Annotated in this window: 20 protein-coding genes; 9 read left to right on the top strand and 11 right to left on the bottom strand. The window is 62.1% G+C overall.

Annotated elements, in window-relative coordinates; translation table 11 throughout:
• Positions 1-151: 151 nt before the first annotated feature.
• Positions 152-1,540: a GTPase HflX gene (gene hflX / locus NKT35_RS19305; protein WP_254296119.1), complete on the top strand. Its 1,389-nt coding sequence runs from the start codon at positions 152-154 to the stop codon at positions 1,538-1,540.
• 114 nt (positions 1,541-1,654) lie between these two features.
• Positions 1,655-2,050 carry a nuclear transport factor 2 family protein gene (locus tag NKT35_RS19300; protein WP_254296105.1) on the top strand — a complete coding sequence of 132 codons (396 nt, stop codon included), beginning with the start codon at positions 1,655-1,657 and terminating at the stop codon, positions 2,048-2,050.
• Between the two features lie 67 nt (positions 2,051-2,117).
• Here the strand turns inward: NKT35_RS19300 and NKT35_RS19295 are convergent, their stop codons facing one another.
• Positions 2,118-2,783 (bottom strand): 7-cyano-7-deazaguanine/7-aminomethyl-7-deazaguanine transporter, encoded by a 666-nt coding sequence (locus NKT35_RS19295; RefSeq protein WP_254296103.1) that lies wholly within the window; start codon positions 2,781-2,783, stop codon positions 2,118-2,120.
• A gap of 257 nt (positions 2,784-3,040) precedes the next feature.
• Here NKT35_RS19295 and NKT35_RS19290 point away from each other — a divergent pair, with 257 nt between their 5' ends.
• From NKT35_RS19290 to tauD, 5 genes are all read left to right on the top strand, one after another.
• The gene (locus NKT35_RS19290) at positions 3,041-4,657 is read left to right on the top strand and encodes a methyl-accepting chemotaxis protein (RefSeq protein WP_254296101.1); all 1,617 of its coding nucleotides are present in this window, start codon (positions 3,041-3,043) and stop codon (positions 4,655-4,657) included.
• 317 nt (positions 4,658-4,974) lie between these two features.
• Complete coding sequence (tauA, locus tag NKT35_RS19285) at positions 4,975-5,964, top strand: taurine ABC transporter substrate-binding protein (protein WP_254296099.1); 990 nt, start codon at positions 4,975-4,977, stop codon at positions 5,962-5,964.
• A 3-nt stretch (positions 5,965-5,967) separates the two neighbouring features.
• Positions 5,968-6,759, top strand: a complete 792-nt coding sequence (gene tauB, locus NKT35_RS19280; protein WP_254296092.1) for a taurine ABC transporter ATP-binding subunit — start codon at positions 5,968-5,970, stop codon at positions 6,757-6,759.
• Positions 6,756-7,604 carry a taurine ABC transporter permease TauC gene (gene tauC / locus NKT35_RS19275; protein WP_254296090.1) on the top strand — a complete coding sequence of 283 codons (849 nt, stop codon included), beginning with the start codon at positions 6,756-6,758 and terminating at the stop codon, positions 7,602-7,604. Before tauB ends, tauC begins: the two co-directional genes overlap by 4 nt.
• 23 nt (positions 7,605-7,627) lie before the next feature.
• Complete coding sequence (gene tauD / locus NKT35_RS19270) at positions 7,628-8,461, top strand: taurine dioxygenase (protein WP_254296083.1); 834 nt, start codon at positions 7,628-7,630, stop codon at positions 8,459-8,461.
• 50 nt (positions 8,462-8,511) lie between these two features.
• On the opposite strand, the gene NKT35_RS19265 is transcribed toward tauD, so the two are convergent.
• The 5 genes from NKT35_RS19265 to NKT35_RS19245 all read right to left on the bottom strand — a co-directional run bounded on the left by NKT35_RS19265 (position 8,512) and on the right by NKT35_RS19245 (position 14,226).
• Complete coding sequence (locus NKT35_RS19265) at positions 8,512-9,138, bottom strand: LysE family translocator (RefSeq protein WP_254296075.1); 627 nt, start codon at positions 9,136-9,138, stop codon at positions 8,512-8,514.
• A gap of 187 nt (positions 9,139-9,325) precedes the next feature.
• Positions 9,326-10,117 (bottom strand): iron-containing redox enzyme family protein, encoded by a 792-nt coding sequence (locus NKT35_RS19260; RefSeq protein WP_254296073.1) that lies wholly within the window; start codon positions 10,115-10,117, stop codon positions 9,326-9,328.
• Between the two features lie 46 nt (positions 10,118-10,163).
• Positions 10,164-10,799, bottom strand: a complete 636-nt coding sequence (locus NKT35_RS19255; protein ID WP_254296071.1) for a 2OG-Fe(II) oxygenase — start codon at positions 10,797-10,799, stop codon at positions 10,164-10,166.
• A gap of 288 nt (positions 10,800-11,087) precedes the next feature.
• A complete protein-coding gene (gene dbpA, locus NKT35_RS19250; protein WP_254296069.1) occupies positions 11,088-12,470 on the bottom strand; it encodes an ATP-dependent RNA helicase DbpA in 1,383 nt (460 codons plus the stop codon).
• Positions 12,471-12,597: 127 nt separating this feature from the next.
• Positions 12,598-14,226: a methyl-accepting chemotaxis protein gene (locus NKT35_RS19245; RefSeq protein ID WP_254296067.1), complete on the bottom strand. Its 1,629-nt coding sequence runs from the start codon at positions 14,224-14,226 to the stop codon at positions 12,598-12,600.
• A 286-nt stretch (positions 14,227-14,512) separates the two neighbouring features.
• Here NKT35_RS19245 and NKT35_RS19240 point away from each other — a divergent pair, with 286 nt between their 5' ends.
• Both NKT35_RS19240 and NKT35_RS19235 read left to right on the top strand, forming a co-directional pair.
• A complete protein-coding gene (locus tag NKT35_RS19240; protein WP_254296066.1) occupies positions 14,513-15,760 on the top strand; it encodes a TIGR03862 family flavoprotein in 1,248 nt (415 codons plus the stop codon).
• Positions 15,761-15,856: 96 nt separating this feature from the next.
• A complete protein-coding gene (locus NKT35_RS19235; protein WP_254296064.1) occupies positions 15,857-16,192 on the top strand; it encodes a YkgJ family cysteine cluster protein in 336 nt (111 codons plus the stop codon).
• Between the two features lie 81 nt (positions 16,193-16,273).
• Here the strand turns inward: NKT35_RS19235 and NKT35_RS19230 are convergent, their stop codons facing one another.
• From NKT35_RS19230 to rpe, 5 genes are all read right to left on the bottom strand, one after another.
• Positions 16,274-16,810: an acylphosphatase gene (locus NKT35_RS19230; protein WP_254296062.1), complete on the bottom strand. Its 537-nt coding sequence runs from the start codon at positions 16,808-16,810 to the stop codon at positions 16,274-16,276.
• Positions 16,811-16,886: 76 nt separating this feature from the next.
• Positions 16,887-18,353 (bottom strand): anthranilate synthase component I, encoded by a 1,467-nt coding sequence (gene trpE / locus NKT35_RS19225; protein ID WP_254296060.1) that lies wholly within the window; start codon positions 18,351-18,353, stop codon positions 16,887-16,889.
• A 129-nt stretch (positions 18,354-18,482) separates the two neighbouring features.
• Positions 18,483-19,151 carry a phosphoglycolate phosphatase gene (locus NKT35_RS19220; RefSeq protein WP_254296052.1) on the bottom strand — a complete coding sequence of 223 codons (669 nt, stop codon included), beginning with the start codon at positions 19,149-19,151 and terminating at the stop codon, positions 18,483-18,485.
• A 58-nt stretch (positions 19,152-19,209) separates the two neighbouring features.
• Entirely contained in the window at positions 19,210-19,962 is a 753-nt protein-coding gene (locus NKT35_RS19215) for an SDR family oxidoreductase (protein WP_254296051.1), read from the bottom strand.
• A 44-nt stretch (positions 19,963-20,006) separates the two neighbouring features.
• The gene (rpe, locus tag NKT35_RS19210) at positions 20,007-20,690 is read right to left on the bottom strand and encodes a ribulose-phosphate 3-epimerase (RefSeq protein ID WP_254296049.1); all 684 of its coding nucleotides are present in this window, start codon (positions 20,688-20,690) and stop codon (positions 20,007-20,009) included.
• Positions 20,691-20,780: the final 90 nt, after the last annotated feature.

Here is a 20,780-nt window from a genome sequence, read left to right as displayed (position 1 = left end):
TGATTAGAGTGAGGCGGATAGGCCTGAAGCGGCACGAGTATCCGCTGCGCAAGCCGCGCGGTCAAGGCAAGGGCGCCGGTTCTGCAGCGGAGCGCGCCGTTTGCGAGTACTATCTGCCCTCTGATACCTAACAAAGTAAAGCCTTTTCCAGATGCAAACAGAAGTCAAAGAGAAGCCCCGCTACGCCATTGTGGCCTCGGTGCAGTTGCCGGAAGTCAGCGATGTCGAATTCGAGGCCTCGATCACCGAGCTGCGCGAGCTGGCCAAGACCTTGGGCTTCCAGGTGGTGCAGACCTTTGCGCAAAAGCGCAATAGCTTCGACCGCACCGCCTATATGGGCGTGGGCAAGCTAGAAGAAATCAAGATGTACGTCCAGCGCGGCATCCGCGCCGACGAGTTGGAAGACGAGCCGCAGGAACTGGACGCCAGCGCGGTCGAAATCGACGCGGTGCTGGTAGACCATGAGATCTCGCCGTCACAGATGCGCAACCTGGAATTGGCGGTCGGCTGCGAGGTGATGGACCGCACCATGGTCATCCTGGAGATTTTCCATCGCAACGCCCGTTCGCGCGCGGCGCGCGCCCAGGTGGAAATCGCCCGCCTCGGCTATATGGCGCCGCGCCTGCGCGAGGCGGCCAAGCTGGCCGGTCCGCAAGGCCGGCAACGCAGCGGCATGGGCGGCCGCGGCGCCGGCGAATCGCATACCGAGCTGGACCGCCGCAAGGTGCGCGACCGCATCGCCGAGCTGCAGCGCGAAATCGTCGCCATGGAGCTGGAGCGCAAGACGCAGCGCGCGCGCCGCCTGGAGCGGCAGGGCCTGGGGTTGGGCGGGGTGTCGCTGGTGGGCTATACCAATGCCGGCAAATCCACGCTGATGCGGGCGCTGACCGGCAGCGAGGTGCTGGTGGCCAACAAGCTGTTCGCCACGCTGGACACCACGGTGCGGGTGCTGCATCCGGAAAGCGTGCCGCGGGTCTTGGTCAGCGACACCGTCGGCTTCATCAAGAACCTGCCCCACGGCCTGGTGGCTTCGTTCAAGTCCACGCTGGAAGAGGCGCTGGACGCCTCGCTGCTGCTGCATGCGATAGACGCCAGCGATCCGGGCTTCCTGCGCCAGTTGGAAGTGACCGACGAGGTGTTGAAGGAAATCGGCGCGGATGAAGTGCCGCGCATCCGCGTGTTCAACAAGATCGACCATGTCGGCGACGAAGCCGCGCAGGCCGCCTGGACGGCGGAATTGCAGCAGCGCTACCCCGGCTGCGTGGTGATGAGCGCGCTTCGTCCGGAAGATGTCGCCGGCCTGCGCGCCACCATCGTTTCCTTCTTCCAGCAAGATCTGATTGAGGACGAGCTGTTGTTGCCGTGGTCGGCGCAGCAGTTGCGCGGCGAGATCTACAACCACTGCCAAGTGCTGGAAGAGCATGCCGAGGATGAAGGCAGCCGCTTCCGCGTGCGCGGCGAGCCGGAGAAATTGCGCAGCCTGCGCGAGCAACTGAATCCGGGCTCGCAGGGCCGGGTGAAAGAGTACTGGGAGGTCTGAGGGCGCGTTGGGATGGCGGCCTGGCCTGGCGGCGCATGGTTGGAATGCGGGTAAGGCTTGATTTTTCCGTGTCCAGGCTATATTTGAGAGTAATTCTCAATAAAGGAGCAAGTGATGGCTTCAAGCAATCTGGAAATCGTGCGCGCCACATACGAAGGCAGTTCCGAGGACAACGGCCGCAATCTGCTGGCCGCCTTGGCGCCGGACGCGGAGTGGACCGAGGCCGCAGGCTTCCCTTACGCGGGCACCTTTGTCGGCCCGCAAGCCATCGTTGAAAACGTGTTCAAGCGGCTGGGCAGCGAATGGGAAGGGTATCGCGCCGCGGTGGACAGCTATTACGACGCGGGCGACAACGTGATCGCCCAGGGCTTTTACCATGGCAAGTATCTCGCCACCGGCAAGGCCTTCACCGCTTCGTTCGCCCATGTCTACACCTTGAAGGCCGGCAAGATCGTCAAGTTTGTGCAGATTGTCGACAGCGCCAAGGTGTGGGAGGCGATGCGGCCCTGAGCGTAGGCGGTAGGCAATGAAAAACGGCCAGTTCCGATAGGAACTGGCCGTTTTCCGTCATGAGGCATCAAGCGGGCTGAAGCTGCTGGGCGACGCCGGCTTGCAGCAGGCGCTTGACTATCATTTTCAACACCACGCCATACATGGGCAGGAAGAACAGCATGCAGATCAGCACCTTGAAGCTGTAGTCCACCAGGGCGATTTCCACCCAGTTGGCCGCCATGAAGGCGTCGCTGCTCTTGTAGAAGGCGATGAAAAAGAAGGACAGCGTGTCGCTGATATTGCCGAAGAACATTGCCGCCGCCGGTGCGGCCCACCAGGCTTTCAGCCGGCGCAGGCGGTTGAACACCTGCACATCCAGAATCTGGCCCAGCGCGTAGGCGGCGAAGCTGGCGATGGCGATGCGGGCGACGAATAAATTGAAATGCTCCAGCGCCTGAGCGCCTTGCCATGTTCCCTGATAGAACAGCGTCGACACCAGATAGGAAATCGCCAGCGCCGGCACCATGGCGGCCAGGATGATGCGCCGCGCCAGCGGCGCGCCGAACAGACGCACGGTCAGATCGGTGGCCAGGAAAATGAACGGAAAGGTGAACGCGCCCCAAGTGGTGTGAAAGCCGAAAACGGTGATAGGCAGCTGCACCAGATAGTTGCTGGAGGCGATGATGGCGATGTGAAACACGGAAAGCCGGATCAGCGCGGACAGGCGCTGCTGGCTGGAAAAGGAAAACATGGTTTGTAGCCTTTTTGCTGAATGGGGTGAGGGAACCCAGTAATCAAAAACGCCCGCGTCAGGGCGGGCAGAGGCGCAATCTTACCGATTTGTTCGATGGAAAGGAAGTCTTCCGGCCGGCGCAAGCCGATGTCTATGCCGATGAGGCGCAAACATGCTCATGAATTAGTTGTTACTCTGCCATTCCTGTCTATAACTACCCTAAGTAATTTCCATTAGTCATCACATGGCTATGGATGGCTTGGGAGGAATGGACGATGACGATCACCAAAAGACTGCTGCTGACGATTTCCTTGGCCCTGATCGCCATGCTGGTAGTCGGCGTGCAGGGCCTGTGGCAGCAAAAGAAAGCAAACGAGCGGTTTGAATATCTCAAAATTAACACCTTTCCCAGCATCCATGCTCTCGATGAGGGCAAGGAGGCGTTGGCCGGCATAAGGCTGACTCTGGCGCGCAGCGTGGCGCTGAGCGATCCGGCCGCCAAGGCGCAGCAGCAGGCGCGGATGTCGGAGCTGGACAAGCGTTTCGATGCGACGATAGACAAGTACGAAAAAGATCTGATTTCGGACAATACTGACCGCAAAATGTTGCAGGCAGACCGTGACGCGATGAAAACCTATCGCCAGCAGCGCGATAAATATCTGCAATTAATGCAGGCCAATGACGTTGCGGGCGCGGACAAGCTGATGCTGGGCGATATGGCGGATGAGGCCAGGACCTTGAATCAACTGTTGCTGGATCATATCGAGTACAACTACAAGTTGGCCGATCAGTTGAACAAAGACAATGACGACGCTTATCAGACGGCCTTCACCCTATCCATTGCGGTGCTGGCTGCCGCTTTGCTGGTTTGCGGAGGCTTGAGCACGCAACTGTATGTCAATATCCGCAACAGCCTGAGCAATTTGCTGGAAACCATGCAGAATGTGCGCTCGCGCCTGGACTTCCGGCTGCGCGCGCCGGTTGCGCGGATGGACGAGATCGGGCAAGCGTCTTCGGCTTTCAACGAGCTGATGGGCCGCTTGCAGCAGAGCCTTCAGGAAATCCGCCACAGCATAGGCGCGATGGAGGGCTCCATCGTCAGCATGGCGGAAACATCCAGCAATATCGCCGGCAGCTCGGTGCAGCAGAGCGAGTCGGCTTCCGCGATGGCGGCCGCGGTGGAGCAGGTTACCGTCAGCATCAACCATGTGGCGGATCGCGCGCAGGAGGCGAATCAACAGGCTCGCGAAGCCGGCGAAATAGCTGATACCGGCAGCCGGGTGGTGATGGGCACGGTGGACGGCATCAGCGCGGTCGCCGAGTCGGTCGGCGACGCGGCCCAGCGCATCGGCCGGCTGCGCGACGACAGCGCGACCATCGCGACCGTGCTGGGCGTGATCAAGGATATCGCGGATCAAACCAATCTCTTGGCGCTCAATGCCGCCATCGAGGCGGCGCGGGCGGGTGAAATGGGGCGCGGCTTCGCCGTGGTGGCCGATGAGGTGAGAAAGCTGGCCGAACGCACCGCCAGCTCCACTACCGAGATCTCCGGCGTGATCGACAAAATGCAGCAGGGTACGCAGGCGGCGGTGTCCGGCATGCAGCAAGTGGTGGAGAGGGTGAATAGCGAGGCGGAAAAAGCGCGCGGCGCCAGCGACGCCATCCAGCAGATCAAGACCAATTCCGAGCACAGCATGCTGCTGATCGGCGAGATATCCAACAGCATTGTCGAGCAAGGCAGCGCCAGTAACACCATTGCCCAGAAAGTGGAGCAGATAGCCCAAATGGCGGAGGCCAATTCCCGCGCCTCTTCCAATTCCGCCGGCTCAGCCCGCGAGTTGCGCGAGCAGGCTAGCTATATTCAGCAGACGGTGGCGCAGTATCAGGTTTGAGCCATACGAAGGCAAGGCTTGGGGAAGCCGCGACAGGGCCGCAAGGCCCTGTTTCTTTTTGCCGTGGCGGCTGCGCTTTTTTCATCGCGCAAAGGCCGGTGCGAACAAGGCGGCGAAAGGGCAGGCATCAATTGCGATCCAGTCTTGCCGACGTGCGCGCCGCTTTCCGAGCCCAGGCAGCGGTATGAGGAAAGGCGATGCCGCTCCCGGCATTGCTGTTAAATGAATAAACAAACCTGAAATGATTGCTTAGCGGATGGAAGGTCGCTTGTTAGATTGGTTCGCATCTGCAACCGGTTTCGACAAGGAGACCCACCATGGCCCGTTCGCGTATTTTCACCCGGCTTTTGCTTTCCGTTTCCTTTTCTTTGGCCGCAGGCTGGGCTTGCGCGGCGGACGCCGTCACCGTGGGCTATCAGACCGGCATCGATCCGACCAAGGTGCCGCAAGCCGACGGCGCCTACGAGAAAGCCACCGGCCGAGCCATTCAGTGGCGCAAGTTCGATAGCGGCGCCGACCTGATCGCCGCCATCGCCTCCGGCGACGTCGCCATCGGCAATATCGGCTCCAGCCCGCTCGCGGCGGCCGCCAGCCGGGGCCTGCCCATTGAGACCTTCCTGGTGGCGGACGAGATCGGCAGCGCCGAGGCGCTGGTGGCGCGCAATGGCAGCGGAGTGAGCAAGCCGCAGGATCTGGTGGGCAAAAAAGTGGCGGTGCCCTTTGTCTCCACTACTCATTACAGCCTGTTGGCCGCATTGAACCACTGGGGCATCCCGCAGAATCAGGTGAAAGTGCTGAATCTGCGGGCCGGAGAAATCGCCGCGGCCTGGCAGCGCGGCGATATCGACGCCGCCTATGTGTGGGACCCGGCGCTGGGCAAGATCAAGCCCAGCGGCAAGGTGCTGGTGGGTTCGGACCAGGTCGCCAAATGGGGCGCGCCTACCTACGACATCTGGGTGGTGCGCAAGGATTTCGCCGCGGCGCATCCTGAGTTCGTTTCCCGCTTCGCCAAAGTTTCGCTGGACGCCATCGCCGGCTATCTGGCCAACCCGCCGGCCTTCATCGCCAAGGCCGACAATATCGCCAAGATCAGCCGGCTGACCGGCGCCGCCGCGCCCGATGTGGTGGCCGGCCTGAAGGGCAATCGCTTCCTGGGCCGCGACGAGCAGATCGCGTTATTGCAGTCGCCTTTTGTCCTGGCTGTTGGCAAAACCGCGGCCTTTCTCAAGTCGCAAGGCAAGGTGGAGGCTCTGCAAGCCGATTACGGCCCGTATGTGACCAATCGCTTTGTCAAAACGTCGAGGTAAGCGATGACTACCCTGTCTGCCCGGCGCGTGTCGCTGCAATACCCCGGCGAGCACCAGGCCGCCTTGTCGGATGTGTCGCTGGATATCGAGGCGGGCGAGTTGGTGGTGGCGCTCGGCCCGTCCGGTTGCGGCAAAACCTCTCTGCTCAATTTGTTCGCCGGCTTCATCGAGCCGAGCGGCGGCCAGCTGAGATTCGGGACGTCGCCAGTCCGCGGGCCGGACGCGGAGCGCGCCGTGGTGTTTCAGCAGCATGCCTTGCTGCCGTGGCTGGATGCCAGAAACAACGTGGCGTTCGGCTTGCGTCTGCAAGGGGTGGCCAGGCAGCGGCGGCTGGCTTTGGCGGATGAGCGCCTACGCCAGGTCGGCTTGGCCGGGGCCGGGGGGAAATATCCCTGGCAGCTGTCCGGCGGACAAAAGCAGCGGGTGGGCATTGCCCGCGCGTTGGCGGGGAGCGCGCGGGTTTTGTTGATGGATGAGCCTTTCGGCGCGCTGGACGCCTTCACGCGCGAGCAAATGCAAGAGTTGCTGCTGCACGTGTGGGCGGAGGCCGAACGCAGCGTTTTCCTGATTACCCACGATATCGAGGAAGCCTTGTTTCTGGCGACGCGGCTGGTGCTGATGTCGCCGGGGCCGGGACGCATCGTCGAACGGTTGAGGCCAGGCTTCAGCCAACGCTACCGGGCGGGAGAGAGCGCGCGCTCGATCAAATCCAGCCCCGAGTTCATCGCGCAAAGAGAGTCTCTGCTGGCGGCCATTCTGGCCGGGCGGCGATCAGATGAGGAGGCCTGGGCATGAATGGCATCGAGACCGCCGCAGAGCAAGAGTTGTTGGCCATGGCGTCACGGGCGGAGTCCAGGAGGGGGCGGCGCATTCTGGCACCAGGCTGGGGCTTGAGCGCGGTCAGTGTATTGTTTTTGTTGACCGCATGGTGGGCGCTGGCGCGCAGCGGCTGGATTCCAGCTTTATTTTTGCCGGGGCCGGAGGCGGTGATTCGCAAACTGTTTATCGTGGCGGATCAAGGTTTTATGGATGCCACGCTGTGGCAGCATCTGGCGGCCAGCCTGCAGCGCATCGCGCTGGCTTTGCTGGGCGCGGTGGCGCTGGGCGTTCCGCTGGGCCTGTTGATGGGGCGGAATGCCTTGGCACGGGGCTTGCTTGACCCGCTGTTGGAAGCTTATCGGCCGGTGCCGCCGCTAGCCTATCTGCCGTTGATCGTGATCTGGTTCGGCATAGGCGAGCTATCCAAGGTGCTGCTGATCTTCCTGGCCATGCTGGCGCCGGTGGCGATCGCGACGCGGCAAGGCGTGGCCCAGACCAGCCGCAATCGTCTGCGCGCCGCGCAAAGCCTGGGCGCCAGCCGCGCGCAACTGCTATGGCTGGTGATCCTGCCGGAGGCGCTGCCGCAGATTCTGACCGGCATACGCATAGGCCTGGGCGCGGGTTGGTCCACCTTGGTGGCGGCTGAGCTGGTAGCCGCCACGCGCGGCCTGGGCTTCATGGTGCAGTCCGCCGCGCAGTTCCTGGTGACCGATGTGGTGCTGCTGGGCATCTTGGCGATTGCCGCCATCGCCTTCGCCATGGAGTTGGGGCTGCGCATTCTGCAAGGCTGGGCCACGCCGTGGCATGGACATCAAGACTAAATAATGACGATACGGGGAAGAATATGAGTTTGCAGTTGACGCGATTGACGCCGGCCTTGGGCGCGGTGGTAGAGGGGATCGATCTGTCGCTATCCTTGAGCGATGCGCAGCTGAGCGCGTTGCGCCAGGCCTTGCTGCGCCATCAGGTGCTGTTTTTCCGGGAGCAGGACATCACGCCTTTGCAGCAGCGGAATTTCGCGGTGCGCTTCGGCGATTTGCACATCCACCCCATCTATCCGGCGCATGCCGACGCGCGCGAGATCATGGTGCTGGATACCGATAGGGTGGACCTGAAAGACAATGCCTTGTGGCATACCGATGTCACTTTTATCGAGTCTCCGCCCATGGGGGCTATCCTGGCTGCCCGGCAACTGCCCGAGGTAGGAGGAGACACGCTGTGGGCGAGCGGCATCGCCGCTTACGAAGCCTTGTCCTCCTCGTTGAAAGAACGGCTGAACGGCTTGTCGGCGACGCATGATTTCAGCAAGTCCTTTCCTGCGTCGCGCTATGGGGCGAGTCCTGAGGATAGGAAAAAGCTGGAGGAGACGCGAGCCAAGCATCCGCCGGTCAGCCACCCTGTAGTGCGCATTCACCCCGAAAGCGGCCGCAAGACCTTGTTCGTCAGCGAGGGCTTCACGACGGCGATCAATGAGTTGCCGGACGGCGAGGGCCAGGCCTTGCTGCAATTCCTGTTCGCCCATCAGTCACGGCCGGAGTTTGCCATCCGCTGGCGTTGGCAGCCGGGCGATGTCGCCTTCTGGGACAACCGCTGCACCCTCCACTACGCGGTTGACGACTACCGGCCGGCCAGGCGGGTGATGCATAGGGCGACGATATTGGGCGATAGGCCATACTGATCATGCGTTCGGGCGCGGCCATGCCTGTGCCGCGCCCATCGCCACAGGCCTCAAAGGGCCGCGGCAAGCAGCTTGATGCCCAGCAGCAGCATGACGAAGGCCGCCGTCCGGTCCATGGCGGTTTTGTAGCGCAAATAGGCGGCCCTAGGCTGCGGCGACGACAGGACCAGGGCGACCAGCGTGTACCAGCCGGCCTCCAGGGCGAAAATCGACAGGGCGATGGCCGCGCCTTGAGCGCCGGTCAGGTCCTTGGGCAACAGCGCGGCGAAAATCGCGCCGTATTGCACCATGGCCTTGGGATTGCTCAACATGGTGGCCAGCGCCAGCCAAAAGGATTGGCGTGCCCGGCCGGCGCCAATCACGCCGGGCGCGTCTAAACGCAAGGGCGCCGCGGCGCCGCGCCAGATACGCACCGCCAGATAAAGCAGATACCCGCCTCCCAGGCATTTCAATACGATGTAGATGGCAGGCAGATTGATCAATAGCGCGTGCAGCCCTATCAGCACCAGCGTGGCGAAGGTGAGGGCGCCCAGGCCCATGCCGATGGCGGCGGCGATGCCGTTTTTGCGGCTGCTGGACAGCGAGGTTTGCGCCACCAGAATGAAGCTGGGGCCGGGGCTGACGACGCCGGCCGCCAGCGCTGCGATAATACTGGCCACCGAGAGGAAAAACGCCATGCCATCCTCCTTGCGAGCGGGGCGTTCCAGATCGCCCCTGATGATTGACCAAACTTGCAGCAGCCCCTATGTGGAGATTGCTGTCGGGGACAATTAGAAAAAACGCTGCAAGACCATGTCCAATAGAATCGCCCCGGCCCTTTGCCTCTCAGCCTGCGACGGCCTTGATTCGCCCATCTGCCATTATCTATGGCAGCAATTGGGAGTTGAACTGGCGATATACCTGTTCGAAGCCATTGAAATACTCATCTATCCCTTGGCGCAAGCCTGAAATGTCGATCAGCTTACGGTCCAGATACTGCTCGATCAATTCGCAATTCCTGGCAAGATGCTCCGGCTCCACCAGGGTATGAATGCGGAAGAAGGTCAGCGCAGGATGGTTGGGCTCGCTCAGGCCATAGGCCGCCGCTTGGGCTTCGAAGCCGGCCAGGAAGTACATGAATTCCACCGATGCGATGAGCTCGGACGCCAAGTGCATGCCCAAGCCGTGCGCCAGAGGCGCTTCGCGGTATAGCCTGGCGACCAGCTTGCCCAGCGCGGCGCCTTCAGGCATGGCCAACGCGGGGTTTTGCATGTCGGCCCGGGTGACGCCCAGGTGTTCGGTAAAGTCCATGAACATCTGATGATGGCTGCGATGGATCTTGCGGTTTACTTCTTGCAAGCCAAACTCATCGACATCGGCGAACAACACGTATGCGCCCTTGGCGGTGGCTTCCCATGGATCGCGGCTGGACCAGTCGTCGGTGACGCGCAGCGCCAATGCCAGAATGCCGGTGGGGAAAGCCTCAAAAAATCCCCATAGCGTGGCGAAGAAAACTTTCAGTTCGCGCTCATCCAGGGCTTGGCGCTTCAGCTTTTCGCCGAAACTGCGCAATTGCTGGAATGCCGAATGCTCGCCAGCCTGCAAGATCAAGTCCGCCAACGCCGGATTCAGCGCAGTTTGTTTGGACAGGTTTATTTCTTCGATGATGTTGGCCATGCGGAAGCTCCCTATCTAAATGCAGTGCGTGAATGGCGAGATGATTTCAGGCCTCGGGATATAGTCGTCGATTCAGACCGCTGTGGCGGCTTAAAAAAAATACCAAAGAGATCCGGTCGCCCGCGGTGACGGTTTTCACCTCATGCGGAAGATCGCAGCGGCTAATCAGAATGGAACGGTAGGATGGCGCATAGGAATGGAGAACGGCTTCGTTTTCATGCACGACAAATTCGCCGCCGCTGAATTGCTTTCCGAGTTGAAGCACAATGGAGATTTCGTAATCAGGATTGCTGTCGCGGTCCAGATGAAACCCGATGAAGGAGCCAGACTCCATGCGATTCACCTGGGCTCTGCGGACGCATAAAGTTTCAGCGCCCAGGATTTCACCGAATAATGCCATGACTTGGGGCGAGACGAGGATGGCGAGCAGCTTTTGGCTGACCCAAGGATTCACGATGAGCGGCCTCTCCACATCGGTCATGAAGCGGCCGACGTGCACGTCATTGGGCTCGTCGGCATCGCCGACTGTGACTTTTTCCCAAGGGAGCTCCGGATGGAACACCAGTTTTTCTATTTCCGCCCATTCTTCCTCGCTAAACAGGGACGCATCATGCGGGAGATAACTGGACCCCGCGCCATCGAGTTGTTTTCTGATTTGTTCCGCATTGGGATAGGCCAGCATGGCATGCTCCTTTGCCGTCGAGTGGAATCATGAAACGCGTTACTGGGTTCTTGTTAACCGGAATGAAATGGGTGCAGCCATGCCTAATAGATATCGGCAATGGTAAATGGATTGTCAACTTTATGAATGATGCGGAAACTCCGCGTTTGTAGTGTTGCGCTTGAAATGAAATGGCGTAAGCGTATTTTTACGGATGCCGTATTTTAACGGATGGGAGCGAAAGGCGCGGAGGGGCGGGAAAAGCGGGGTCGCGCCGATATGGCCAGCGGCGCAACCCTATGGGATGGATCAGGCGATCAGCCGCATCTTGAACTGTTTGCCCTTGATTTTGCAGGGGGACAATTTAGCCAGCGCGTCCTCGGCGATGGCGCGCTCCAGCGCGACAAAGCAGTTGAACTCAAAGATATGGATTTTGCCGATCTGGCTGCCGGCAAAGCCGGCGTCGCCGGTCAGCGCGCCCAGCAGATCGCCGGGACGCAGCTTCTCGCGCTTGCCGCCGTTGATTTCCAGCGTGATCATGGGCGGCAGCAGCGGGCCGCCCGGCGCGGCTTTCAAGTCTTCCAGCTTGCCCCAGGGCAGGTCGGCATGCTGGTATGCCTCGATCAAGCCGAGCTTCTTCTCGTCTTTTTCGGTCGCCAGGGTCAGCGCCAGGCCGATTTCCTCGCCGCGGCCGGTGCGGCCGATGCGGTGGATGTGCACTTCCGGATCGTGGCTGACGTCCACATTGACCACCAGGTCCAGATCCTTGATGTCCAGGCCGCGCGCGGCCACGTCGGTGGCCACCAGCACGGTGGCGCTCTTGTTGGCGAAGCGCAGCAGGATTTGATCGCGCTCGCGCTGTTCCAGGTCGCCATACAGCGCCAGCGCGTAGAAACCGCGCGCCTGCAGGTCTTTCACCAGCTCCTTGCAGCGCTCCTTGGTATTGCAGAAGGCCAGCGCCGAAGTCGGACGAATGCTTTGCAGGATCTGCGTGACCGCTTCCAGGCGTTTTTCCGCCGTGACCTTGTAGAACCACTGTTCGATGCGTTTGTTGTCGTGCAGCGCTTCCACTTTCACTTCCAGCGGCTGGCGCAGGAAGGACGCGGTGATCTTGCGGATGTTTTCCGGATAGGTGGCGGAGAACAGCATGGTCTGGCGATTGCGCGGGCAGGCGCGGACGATGCCGACGATTTCTTCGATGAAGCCCATGTCCACCATGCGGTCCGCCTCGTCCAGCACCAGCGTGCTGACGCCGGACAGATTCAGCGTTTCGCGGAACAAGTGGTCTTGCAGCCGGCCCGGCGTGCCGACCACGATGTGGGCGCCGTGCTCCAGCGAGCCGATTTGCGGACCCATGGGCGTGCCGCCGGTCAGCGTCACCACCTTGATATTGTCGATGGCGCGCGCCAGGCGGCGGATTTCCTGGGCCACCTGATCGGCCAGTTCGCGGGTCGGGCATAGCACCAGCGCTTGCACGCCGAACCAGCGCGGATTGATCTTGGCCAGGATGCCGAGGCCGAAGGCGGCGGTTTTGCCGCTGCCGGTCTTGGCCTGGGCGATCAGGTCGCGGCCGTCCAGAACGGCGGGCAGGCTGGCGGCCTGGATGGCGGTCATCTTGCTGTAGCCCAGGCTGGCCAGATTATCGAGCAGCGGGGCGGGCAGGGGCAGGGTGGAGAAGGCGTCTGATTTCACGGTTGGCTGGCGCAAGGGGCTAAAGGCTGGGGAGTGTAACAGCAGCCGGGCCGGCGGCCAAATGCCCAGGGCATCGGCTGCCGGTTCGACTCTTTCTTTTTAACAGCGCGCGCGCCAAGCGCAAGGCTTAAACGCGGAAGCGCGACACCGAATCGGTCAGCCGCTTGGCCAGCGTTTCCAGTTCTTCCGCCGCGCTGACGGTTTGCTGGATGTCGGCGTCGTTGGTGCGGGCCATGCCGGCGATGGCGTCGATGTTTTCGCTGACCGCCTGGCTGGTGCTGCGCTGTTGTTCGGTCACTTCGACGATCTGCCTCAGCCCGCCGCGCACCTCCGCCACCGATTGATTGGCGGCATCGAGCACGCTGACCACGCTGTCGGCGGATTGACGGCTGGCATGCAGCGATTCCAGGCTGGCGGCCACCGACTGGCGCACCGCGTCGGTTTTGCTGTTGAGCGAACTGGTCACCGAATCGATCTCGCTGGCGGAAACGGCTGACTTTTCCGCCAGTTTGCGCACTTCGTCGGCCACCACGGCGAAGCCGCGGCCCGCCTCGCCGGCGCGCGCCGCCTCGATAGCGGCGTTCAGCGCCAGCAGATTGGTCTGCTCGGCGATCTCCCGTACCTGGCGGGTCATATTGGTGATGATGGTGGTGGAGTTGACCAGGTCGCTTTCCGCCTGCGCCATCAATTGCACCGCGTCTTCCACCTGGCCGACTTCGCGTTGCAGTTGCTGCAGGCTGCGGCGGCCTTGCTCGGAGCGCTGCAGGCTTTCTTCTGCCCCCGCGCTGACGTATTCGGCTTTGCCGGCGATTTCGCCGATATGGGAGGCCAGTTGGTCGACCGACTCCGCCGCCGATTGGGATTGACTGTTTTGCCGATGCGAGTTGGCGGCCAATTGGCCGGCGCCTTCGTTCAGGCGGCGGGACGCTTGTTCGACGGCATTCGCGCTTTCGCCGACATGGCGCACCAGATCGGCGATGGTGGCCAGCATCTGGTTGAAGTAGCGGGCCGTGGTGCCGATTTCGTCCTGATGGGCGGCCGGCAGCCGGCGGGTGAGGTCGCCTTCGCCCTTGGCCAGCTCGGCGAGGCCGTCGGCCATCTCGCGCAGCGGGCGAGTCACGAAGCGGCGGATGAACAGATACACCACCGCCAGCATGGGCAGCGAGGCGAACAGCGCGAACAGAATGCTCTGAGTGCGGAAGGTATCCACCGCGGCATAGGGTTTTTCCAGAGAAATGCGCATGCTGACCAAGCCCAAGGGCGTCTTGTCCGCCACCTGGTGGCAGCCCATGCAGTTTTTGCCCAGATAATTGCTGGATGCCAGCGCCGGATACACCACGCGCAAGTGTTCGCCCAGCTGCGGCGTGGATTCGATCTGGATGCGCGGTTTGCCGTCCTGCAGGGCGGAGCGTTCCAGGTCGTCGTTGGCATGGGATTTGTCGCCGGCGTTGCCGGGACCGAATTGTTTGCTCACCGCGTCGCCGCGCACCACGCGCAGGTCGCGCACGGCGGACAGTTCGCGGATCTGATCGAGGAAAACATCGCGTTGGCCGACGGTGCCGGTGATCATCATGCCGGTGAGGCCGGCCAGCGTCATTTCATTCATGCTGTGCGCCAGATCCTTGGCCTGCTCCACCGCGATATCGCGGCTGGCTTGGGTTTCCCAGGCTATCAGTCCCCCCCAGGCGATAATCAGACAGGTCCAGATGGCGCCGGTCAGGCGCAGCCAGATCGGCCAATCGGAAAATTTTCTCATCGCTTGCCGGGGCGAACCCCGTCTCCTTGTGTGTGCCTATGGTTTGTGTTGTTTTATGCAGTCGTCCGTCGATATCGAACGGCCATGCTGTATGGATTCTAAATTCCATTCAGATGGCAAAGTCTGGTCCAGATCAAACAATGGACGGGCCCTGCTTGTCAGACGCGCCGATTTCAAGCAAAGGCTTGGGTTGGCGGCGGTTTTCTGCAACAATCGCGCCCTTGTCGCCAGGCGCAGGCATGCGGCCATGGTGTAGTAATAATAGATACGGTTAGCAGGGGTGGGTATGTCTGAGATTTCCGGGCGCAGCGTCGTCATTGTGGGCGGCGGACCGGCAGGATTGATGGCGGCGGAGACGTTGGCCGCGCGCGGCGTGCGGGTGGATATGTACGACGCCATGCCGTCGGTGGGGCGCAAATTCCTGCTGGCCGGCATAGGTGGGCTGAACCTCACCCACACCGAACCCTATGCCGCCTTTGTCGGCCGTTACGGAGCGCGCCGCGATGCGGTGGTGTCTTGGCTCAAGCCATTCGATGCCGACGCATTGCGCGCTTGGGCGCATGGCCTGGGGGTGGAAACCTTTGTCGGCAGCTCCGGGCGGGTGTTCCCGAAGGAAATGAAAGCCGCGCCGCTTTTGCGCGCCTGGCTTAGCAGGCTGCGCGAGGCGGGCGTGCGCATCCACGTGCGCCACCGTTGGCAGGGCTGGAATGCCGATGGCAGCCTGCGCTTCGAGACGCCGGATGGCGAGTTGGCGGTGAAGGCCGATGCGGTGTTGTTGGCTTTGGGCGGCGGCAGTTGGAAAAAGCTGGGCTCGGATGGCCGCTGGATGCCATGGCTGGCCGAGAAAGGCGTGGCCACGGCGCCGTTGGCGCCGTCCAATTGCGGCTTTGAGGCATCTTGGAGCCCATTTTTCGCAGAGAAATTCGCCGGAGAACCGCTGAAATCGATTGGATTGCATTTCGAGGATGGCGAGGGGAACCGCTTCCAGCGCGTGGGCGAATGCGTCATCACGCAGAACGGCATCGAGGGCAGTCTGATCTATGCTTGCTCGGCCATGCTGCGCGATGAGATAGCCCGCCATGGCTCGGCTACTTTTTATCTGGACTTGATCCCGTCCTGGGATGAGGCCAAGGTGTTGGCCGAGGTGGATCGGCCGCGAGGTTCTCGCTCCCTGTCCAGCCATTTGCAAAGCCGCTTGAATCTGAAGGGCGCGCGCGCCGGCATCCTGCGCGAGTGCCTGGACAAAGACAGCTTCCAGCATATGCCGACGTTGGCCGCGGCTATCAAGCGCCTGCCTGTGAAATTGCATGCGGCAAGGCCGATGGATGAGGCGATCAGCACGGCGGGCGGCGTATGCTTCTCCGCCCTGGACGAGCGTCAAATGCTCAAGGCGCTGCCTGGCGTGTTCTGCGCCGGCGAAATGCTGGATTGGGAGGCCCCGACCGGCGGGTATCTGCTGACCGCCTGCTTTGCCGGCGGCCGCGCGGCGGGCATGGGCATGGCGGATTGGCTGATGCGGTCCGCATCAAAATAGTTTTACTTGTTGTCGGCAAGCAGGACTGACAGAATACCCGAATCGCATTTTCGTCCCGCGTGGGACGCGATTCACCAGCTGTTTTTCTTGCTTGCCATGAGTGATAAAAGCCATTCCTGCCAATCCTGCGGCGCCTGCTGCGCCCACTTCCGCGTTTCTTTTTACTGGGCCGAAGCCGATGACGGCGGCGGCCTCGTTCCCAGCCCCCTGACCGAGAAAGTCAACGACTGGACCCGCTGCATGCGAGGCACCTGGTCGGAAAAGCCTCGCTGCGCCGCCTTGCAAGGCGAGATCGGCGAGCAAGTCGCTTGCGGCATCTACCCACTGCGTCCGCAGGCTTGCCGAGAGGTGACAGCGGGGTCGGCGCAGTGCTTGAAGGCCCGCGCGGCTTATGGTTTGCCTGAGTGGCAGGAGGCCGAGCTGGCCTGTTAGCTCTGCGGACAGGCAGGCGCGCGAGTCGGAAACATAAATCAAGACCCTGCGCAGAAGGGCCTTGATTTACGATGGCGCCAGTCAATCTTCGACTGCCTCATCTTGATGTTTGTCGCAGCCCGGCTTGGCTTTCTGCCAGTCGGCAGCATCCAGCGTCTTGGCCAGGATGTCGCAAAATGCTTTCTTGGCCTGCTTGGACGATACTTTCGATCCATCATCGCGCAGCGTGAAGACAAGATCATAAGGCTTGCTGATGTCGCGGCTGGTGGAGGTCCAGCCGAAGACTGTGAAGGTGCGCAGCTGGGCGTCGAATTTTGCGGGCTGGATCGCCACCTTCACGTCTTCCGATTTGTCCGTGCCTTGCTTGATCCGGTTTTCGGTGTTGTGCAAACGCGCCGGCTTGCCTTGCAGGCTGAATTGCACGGTTTCGACATTGGTGTTGCGGGCGGAACCGGCCAGATTGTATTGAATCGCCTGTTTGAGAATCATGGCGCGAAAGCCGACTTTCTGCACTTTGCCGCTGGCCACCCCCTGGATCGCGTCCTCCGCCGCCTGAACGCTAGGCAGCGCCAAGCATGTCAGCAAACCCGCCGTCGCCAAGACCCAATACCTTCTCATGCCTACCTCCTTGAGCAGTTCCTGGAAAGCCTCTGATGCGCCGCGTCCAGGCGCGCATCAGAGATGTTTGGCGCTCTCAGGCGTCCAGCCCCTCGCGCACCATCTGCGCCGCGCGCAATACGGCGCGGGCTTTGTTCTGGGTTTCTTGCCATTCCGACTGCGGCACCGAGTCGGCGACGATGCCGGCGCCGGCCTGCACATAGAGCATGCCGTTTTTCAATACGGCGGTGCGGATGGCGATGGCCAGGTCCATATCGCCGTTGAAGCCCAGATAGCCGACCGCGCCGCCATAGACGCCGCGCTTGGTCGGCTCGAACTCGTCTATGATCTGCATCGCCCGCACCTTGGGCGCGCCGGACAGCGTGCCGGCCGGGAAAGTGGCCTTGAGCACGTCGATATTGCTGATCTTGCGATCCACAACGCCTTCCACATTGGAGACGATGTGCATGACGTGGGAGTAGCGCTCGATGGCCATCTTGTCGGTGATGGCCACCTGGCCCACGTTCGCCACCCGGCCGATATCGTTGCGGCCCAGATCGATCAGCATGACGTGTTCGGCGATCTCCTTGGGGTCGGCCAGCAGCTCCTCCGCCAGGGCCTCATCCTGCTCGCGGCTCTGGCCGCGCGGACGGGTGCCGGCGATGGGGCGGACGGTGGCGATGTCGCCATGGCGGCGCACCAGGATTTCCGGCGACGAGCCCACTACATGGAAATCGTCGAAGTGGTAGAAGAACATATACGGCGAGGGGTTCAGATTGCGCAGCGCGCGATACAGCGCGATGGGCGATCCCCGGAAGGGCTGCCGCATGCGTTGCGCCAGCACCACCTGCATGATGTCGCCGTTATGGATGTAGCGTTGACAGGCGCTGACCGCCTGTTTGAAAGCCTCTTCGCCGTATTCGGACTCGGCCGCGGCCTCCTCCGGCAGCGGCTGGGACAGCGGAATGGCCAAAGGCTGGCGCAGTTTGGCGCGCAGCTGGGCCAGCCGGGTTTGGGCCTTGCTCAAGGCGTTGGGCACTTCGGGATCGGCGTAAACCACCAGATAGAGCTTGCCGGACAGATTGTCGACGATGGCGAGCTCTTCGGACAGCATCAGCAGGATGTCCGGCGTGCCTACGGGGTCGGGTTTCTGGGTGTCGGCCAGGCGGCGCTCGACATAGCGGATGGTGTCATAGCCGAAATAGCCCACCAGGCCGCCGGAATAGTGCGGCAGGCCGGGCAGCTCGGGGATGCGGAAGCGTTGCTGGAAGCTTTCGATGAAGGCGAGCGGGTCGCCTTCGTGGCGCTCTATCACCTTGTCGCCGCACTCTACCTGCACTTTGCGATTATTGATGCGGATACGGGTGTCGGCGGGAAGGCCGATGATGGAGTAGCGGCCATGCCGCTCGCCGCCGACCACGGATTCCATCAGGTAGGTGTAGGGCTGGTTGGCCAGTTTCAGATAGATGGACAGCGGGCTGTCCAGATCGGCCAGCAATTCCAGCATCACCGGGATGCGGTTGTAGCCTTCGGCGGCGAGTCGGTCAAATTCTTGCGCTTGCATGGGGTTCTTCCTTCAGGGTGTCAGTTGCGGCTTGGGCGTGCGGGGCGTATTGCGAGCGGCGCCATCGCCAGCTGGCGGGGCTGGGAAGAAAAGCCATGGGCGTTTGAATTCCTTTATTGGTGAGCGATGTCAGTCATTCTTCATCAAATCGTACAGCTCGGCAACACTGCCGATCGTCAGGTCCGCCCCCAGAGTGGCGGCATCGGCATAGCCGTAGCTCACCGCGATGGCCACGCTGCCGGCGGCGCGGGCCGCCGCGACGTCGTTGGGCGAGTCGCCCACCATGGCCAGCTCCTTGGGCGCGATGCCCAATACTTGGCAGGCGTGCAGCAGCGGCAGAGCCGACGGTTTCTTCTCGGCCAGCGTGTCGCCGCCCAGGATCAGGCTGAAATGGTCGCGCAGTCCCAGCTCCTCTACCAGCGGCACGGCCAAGCGCTCCGATTTGTTGGTGATCAGCACCAGCGGCAGTTTGCGGGCGCGCAGCAGGCCCAGCCCGTCGCGCACGCCGGCGTAGACGGTGGTGAGGTCGCACAGGTGCCCGCGGTAATGCTGGACGAAGAAGCGGTAGCCGCGCTCCCACAACGGGCCGTCGGCCTCGGCGTGGCGCTCGTCGGTGATGGCGCGGTGCACCAGGCTGGCGATGCCGTCGCCGACATGGCTCTTGATGCGTTCCGCATCCAGCGGCGGCAGGCCCAGGTGTTCGCGCATGGCGTTGGCGGCGGCGGCCAGGTCGGGGATGGAGTCAACGAGGGTGCCGTCCAGATCGAAGGCGACGGCTTGGATGTGCTTGAGGTTCATGTTTTTTGCTTTGCGGCCGCGGCCTATGGACCGCGGCGGAATGGGTGATGCGGGTAGTTTACAGATCGCGGATGTCGACGACTTGAAGCTGGCCGAAGGCCGGCGACACTAGATAATCGACGATCTTGCGCGCCGCGTCCGCGGGGCTGCTTAAAGCGCCTTCGGCTTTGTAGGCGTCGAAGCGGGCTTTTTGCGGGAATTGCGCTTCGTCGCTGCCGCGGATATTGCCCTGCATGTCGGTGTCCACCACGCCCGGATACAGCGCGACGATCTGCGCCGGGTTGGCTTTGCCGTCTTGTTCCGTGGCCACGCTGCGGCTGAAATGGTCCAGCCCAGCCTTGGTGGCGCAATATACGCTCCAGCCGGGATAGGCCTTGGCGGCGGCGCCGGAGGAGATGTTCAGGATGCGGCGGCGCGCCGGCAGATGATCGGTGGCGGATAGCAGCGCGTCGGTGGCCAGCAGCGGCGCGGTCACGTTGATGGCGATAGCCTTGACCACCTCGTCGGCCGGGTAATGTCCCGCCTGGGCGATGGGTGTCACTACGCCGGCGTTGTTGATCAGCGTGATGGTCGCGCACTCCGGCAACGGCAGCTGCTGCAAAGCGGTATGGACCGATGCCGAAGCCTGGGCGGCGTCGGACAGGTCGGCGTTGATGGCCAGCAGGCGCTCAGGGTGGCGAGCAGCCAGGCCTTCCAGCGCATGCTCCGCGTTGCGGGCGATGCCGACCACGAAATAGCCGTCGTTCAGCAGCGCTTCGCAGATGGCGTGGCCCAGGCCGCGCGAGGCGCCGGTGACGATGAATGCATGCATGTGTATTATCCCTTAGGCAAGTTGCGCGGCTGCGCGCGTGGAAATCAGGCTTGAATGCCGGCCAGTTCGGCGCGCATGGCGTCGATGACGGCCTTGTAGTCTTTCTGGCCGTAGATGGCCGAGCCGGCGACAAAGGTGTCCGCGCCGGCGGCGGCCACTTGGGCGATATTGTCCACCTTGACGCCGCCGTCCACTTCCAGCCAGATCTCGCCGCCGCGCTTGGCGGTGTATTCATCGATGCGCAGGCGCGCTTGCTTGATCTTTTCCAGCGCATGCGGAATGAAGGATTGCCCGCCGAAACCGGGGTTCACCGACATGATCAGGATCATGTCCAGCTTGTCCATCACGTGGTCCAGATAGCTGAGTGGCGTGGCCGGGTTGAATACCAGGCCGGCCTTGCAGCCCGCGTCCTTGATCAGTCCCAGCGTGCGGTCGATGTGCTCTGAGCCTTCCGGGTGGAAGGTGATGATGTCAGCGCCGGCCTTGGCGAAGGCGGCTGCCAGCGCATCCACCGGCTTGACCATCAGGTGCACGTCGATGGGTGCGCTGCTGTGCGGGCGGATGGCCTCGCAGAACATCGGGCCCATGGTCAGGTTCGGCACGTAATGGTTGTCCATCACGTCGAAGTGGATGATGTCGGCGCCGGCGGCGATGACGTCGCCGACCTCCTGGCCCAGGCGGGCGAAATCGGCGGACAGGATGCTGGGGGCGATACGGAAAGTGCGCATGGCGGGGCTCTGGATCGATAAACGATGAATGCCCGGCATTCTACCGCGCCAAAAGCCGTTTGGATGGATAAAATGAAAACCAGACTAATC

Source organism: Chromobacterium sp. IIBBL 290-4, from assembly GCF_024207115.1.
GTDB lineage: Bacteria > Pseudomonadota > Gammaproteobacteria > Burkholderiales > Chromobacteriaceae > Chromobacterium.
This window is presented reverse-complemented; position numbering and strand designations above follow the sequence as displayed.

Bases quoted from the DNA above. Each gene is read 5' to 3' on its own strand.
- hflX (WP_254296119.1), top strand. From the start codon at position 152: ATGCAAACAGAAGTCAAAGAGAAGCCCCGCTACGCCATTGTGGCCTCG.
- NKT35_RS19300 (WP_254296105.1), top strand. From the start codon at position 1,655: ATGGCTTCAAGCAATCTGGAAATCGTGCGCGCCACATACGAAGGCAGT.
- NKT35_RS19295 (WP_254296103.1), bottom strand. From the start codon at position 2,783: ATGTTTTCCTTTTCCAGCCAGCAGCGCCTGTCCGCGCTGATCCGGCTT.
- NKT35_RS19290 (WP_254296101.1), top strand. From the start codon at position 3,041: ATGACGATCACCAAAAGACTGCTGCTGACGATTTCCTTGGCCCTGATC.
- tauA (WP_254296099.1), top strand. From the start codon at position 4,975: ATGGCCCGTTCGCGTATTTTCACCCGGCTTTTGCTTTCCGTTTCCTTT.
- tauB (WP_254296092.1), top strand. From the start codon at position 5,968: ATGACTACCCTGTCTGCCCGGCGCGTGTCGCTGCAATACCCCGGCGAG.
- tauC (WP_254296090.1), top strand. From the start codon at position 6,756: ATGAATGGCATCGAGACCGCCGCAGAGCAAGAGTTGTTGGCCATGGCG.
- tauD (WP_254296083.1), top strand. From the start codon at position 7,628: ATGAGTTTGCAGTTGACGCGATTGACGCCGGCCTTGGGCGCGGTGGTA.
- NKT35_RS19265 (WP_254296075.1), bottom strand. From the start codon at position 9,138: ATGGCGTTTTTCCTCTCGGTGGCCAGTATTATCGCAGCGCTGGCGGCC.
- NKT35_RS19260 (WP_254296073.1), bottom strand. From the start codon at position 10,117: ATGGCCAACATCATCGAAGAAATAAACCTGTCCAAACAAACTGCGCTG.
- NKT35_RS19255 (WP_254296071.1), bottom strand. From the start codon at position 10,799: ATGCTGGCCTATCCCAATGCGGAACAAATCAGAAAACAACTCGATGGC.
- NKT35_RS19245 (WP_254296067.1), bottom strand. From the start codon at position 14,226: ATGAGAAAATTTTCCGATTGGCCGATCTGGCTGCGCCTGACCGGCGCC.
- NKT35_RS19240 (WP_254296066.1), top strand. From the start codon at position 14,513: ATGTCTGAGATTTCCGGGCGCAGCGTCGTCATTGTGGGCGGCGGACCG.
- NKT35_RS19235 (WP_254296064.1), top strand. From the start codon at position 15,857: ATGAGTGATAAAAGCCATTCCTGCCAATCCTGCGGCGCCTGCTGCGCC.
- NKT35_RS19230 (WP_254296062.1), bottom strand. From the start codon at position 16,810: ATGAGAAGGTATTGGGTCTTGGCGACGGCGGGTTTGCTGACATGCTTG.
- trpE (WP_254296060.1), bottom strand. From the start codon at position 18,353: ATGCAAGCGCAAGAATTTGACCGACTCGCCGCCGAAGGCTACAACCGC.
- NKT35_RS19220 (WP_254296052.1), bottom strand. From the start codon at position 19,151: ATGAACCTCAAGCACATCCAAGCCGTCGCCTTCGATCTGGACGGCACC.
- NKT35_RS19215 (WP_254296051.1), bottom strand. From the start codon at position 19,962: ATGCATGCATTCATCGTCACCGGCGCCTCGCGCGGCCTGGGCCACGCC.
- rpe (WP_254296049.1), bottom strand. From the start codon at position 20,690: ATGCGCACTTTCCGTATCGCCCCCAGCATCCTGTCCGCCGATTTCGCC.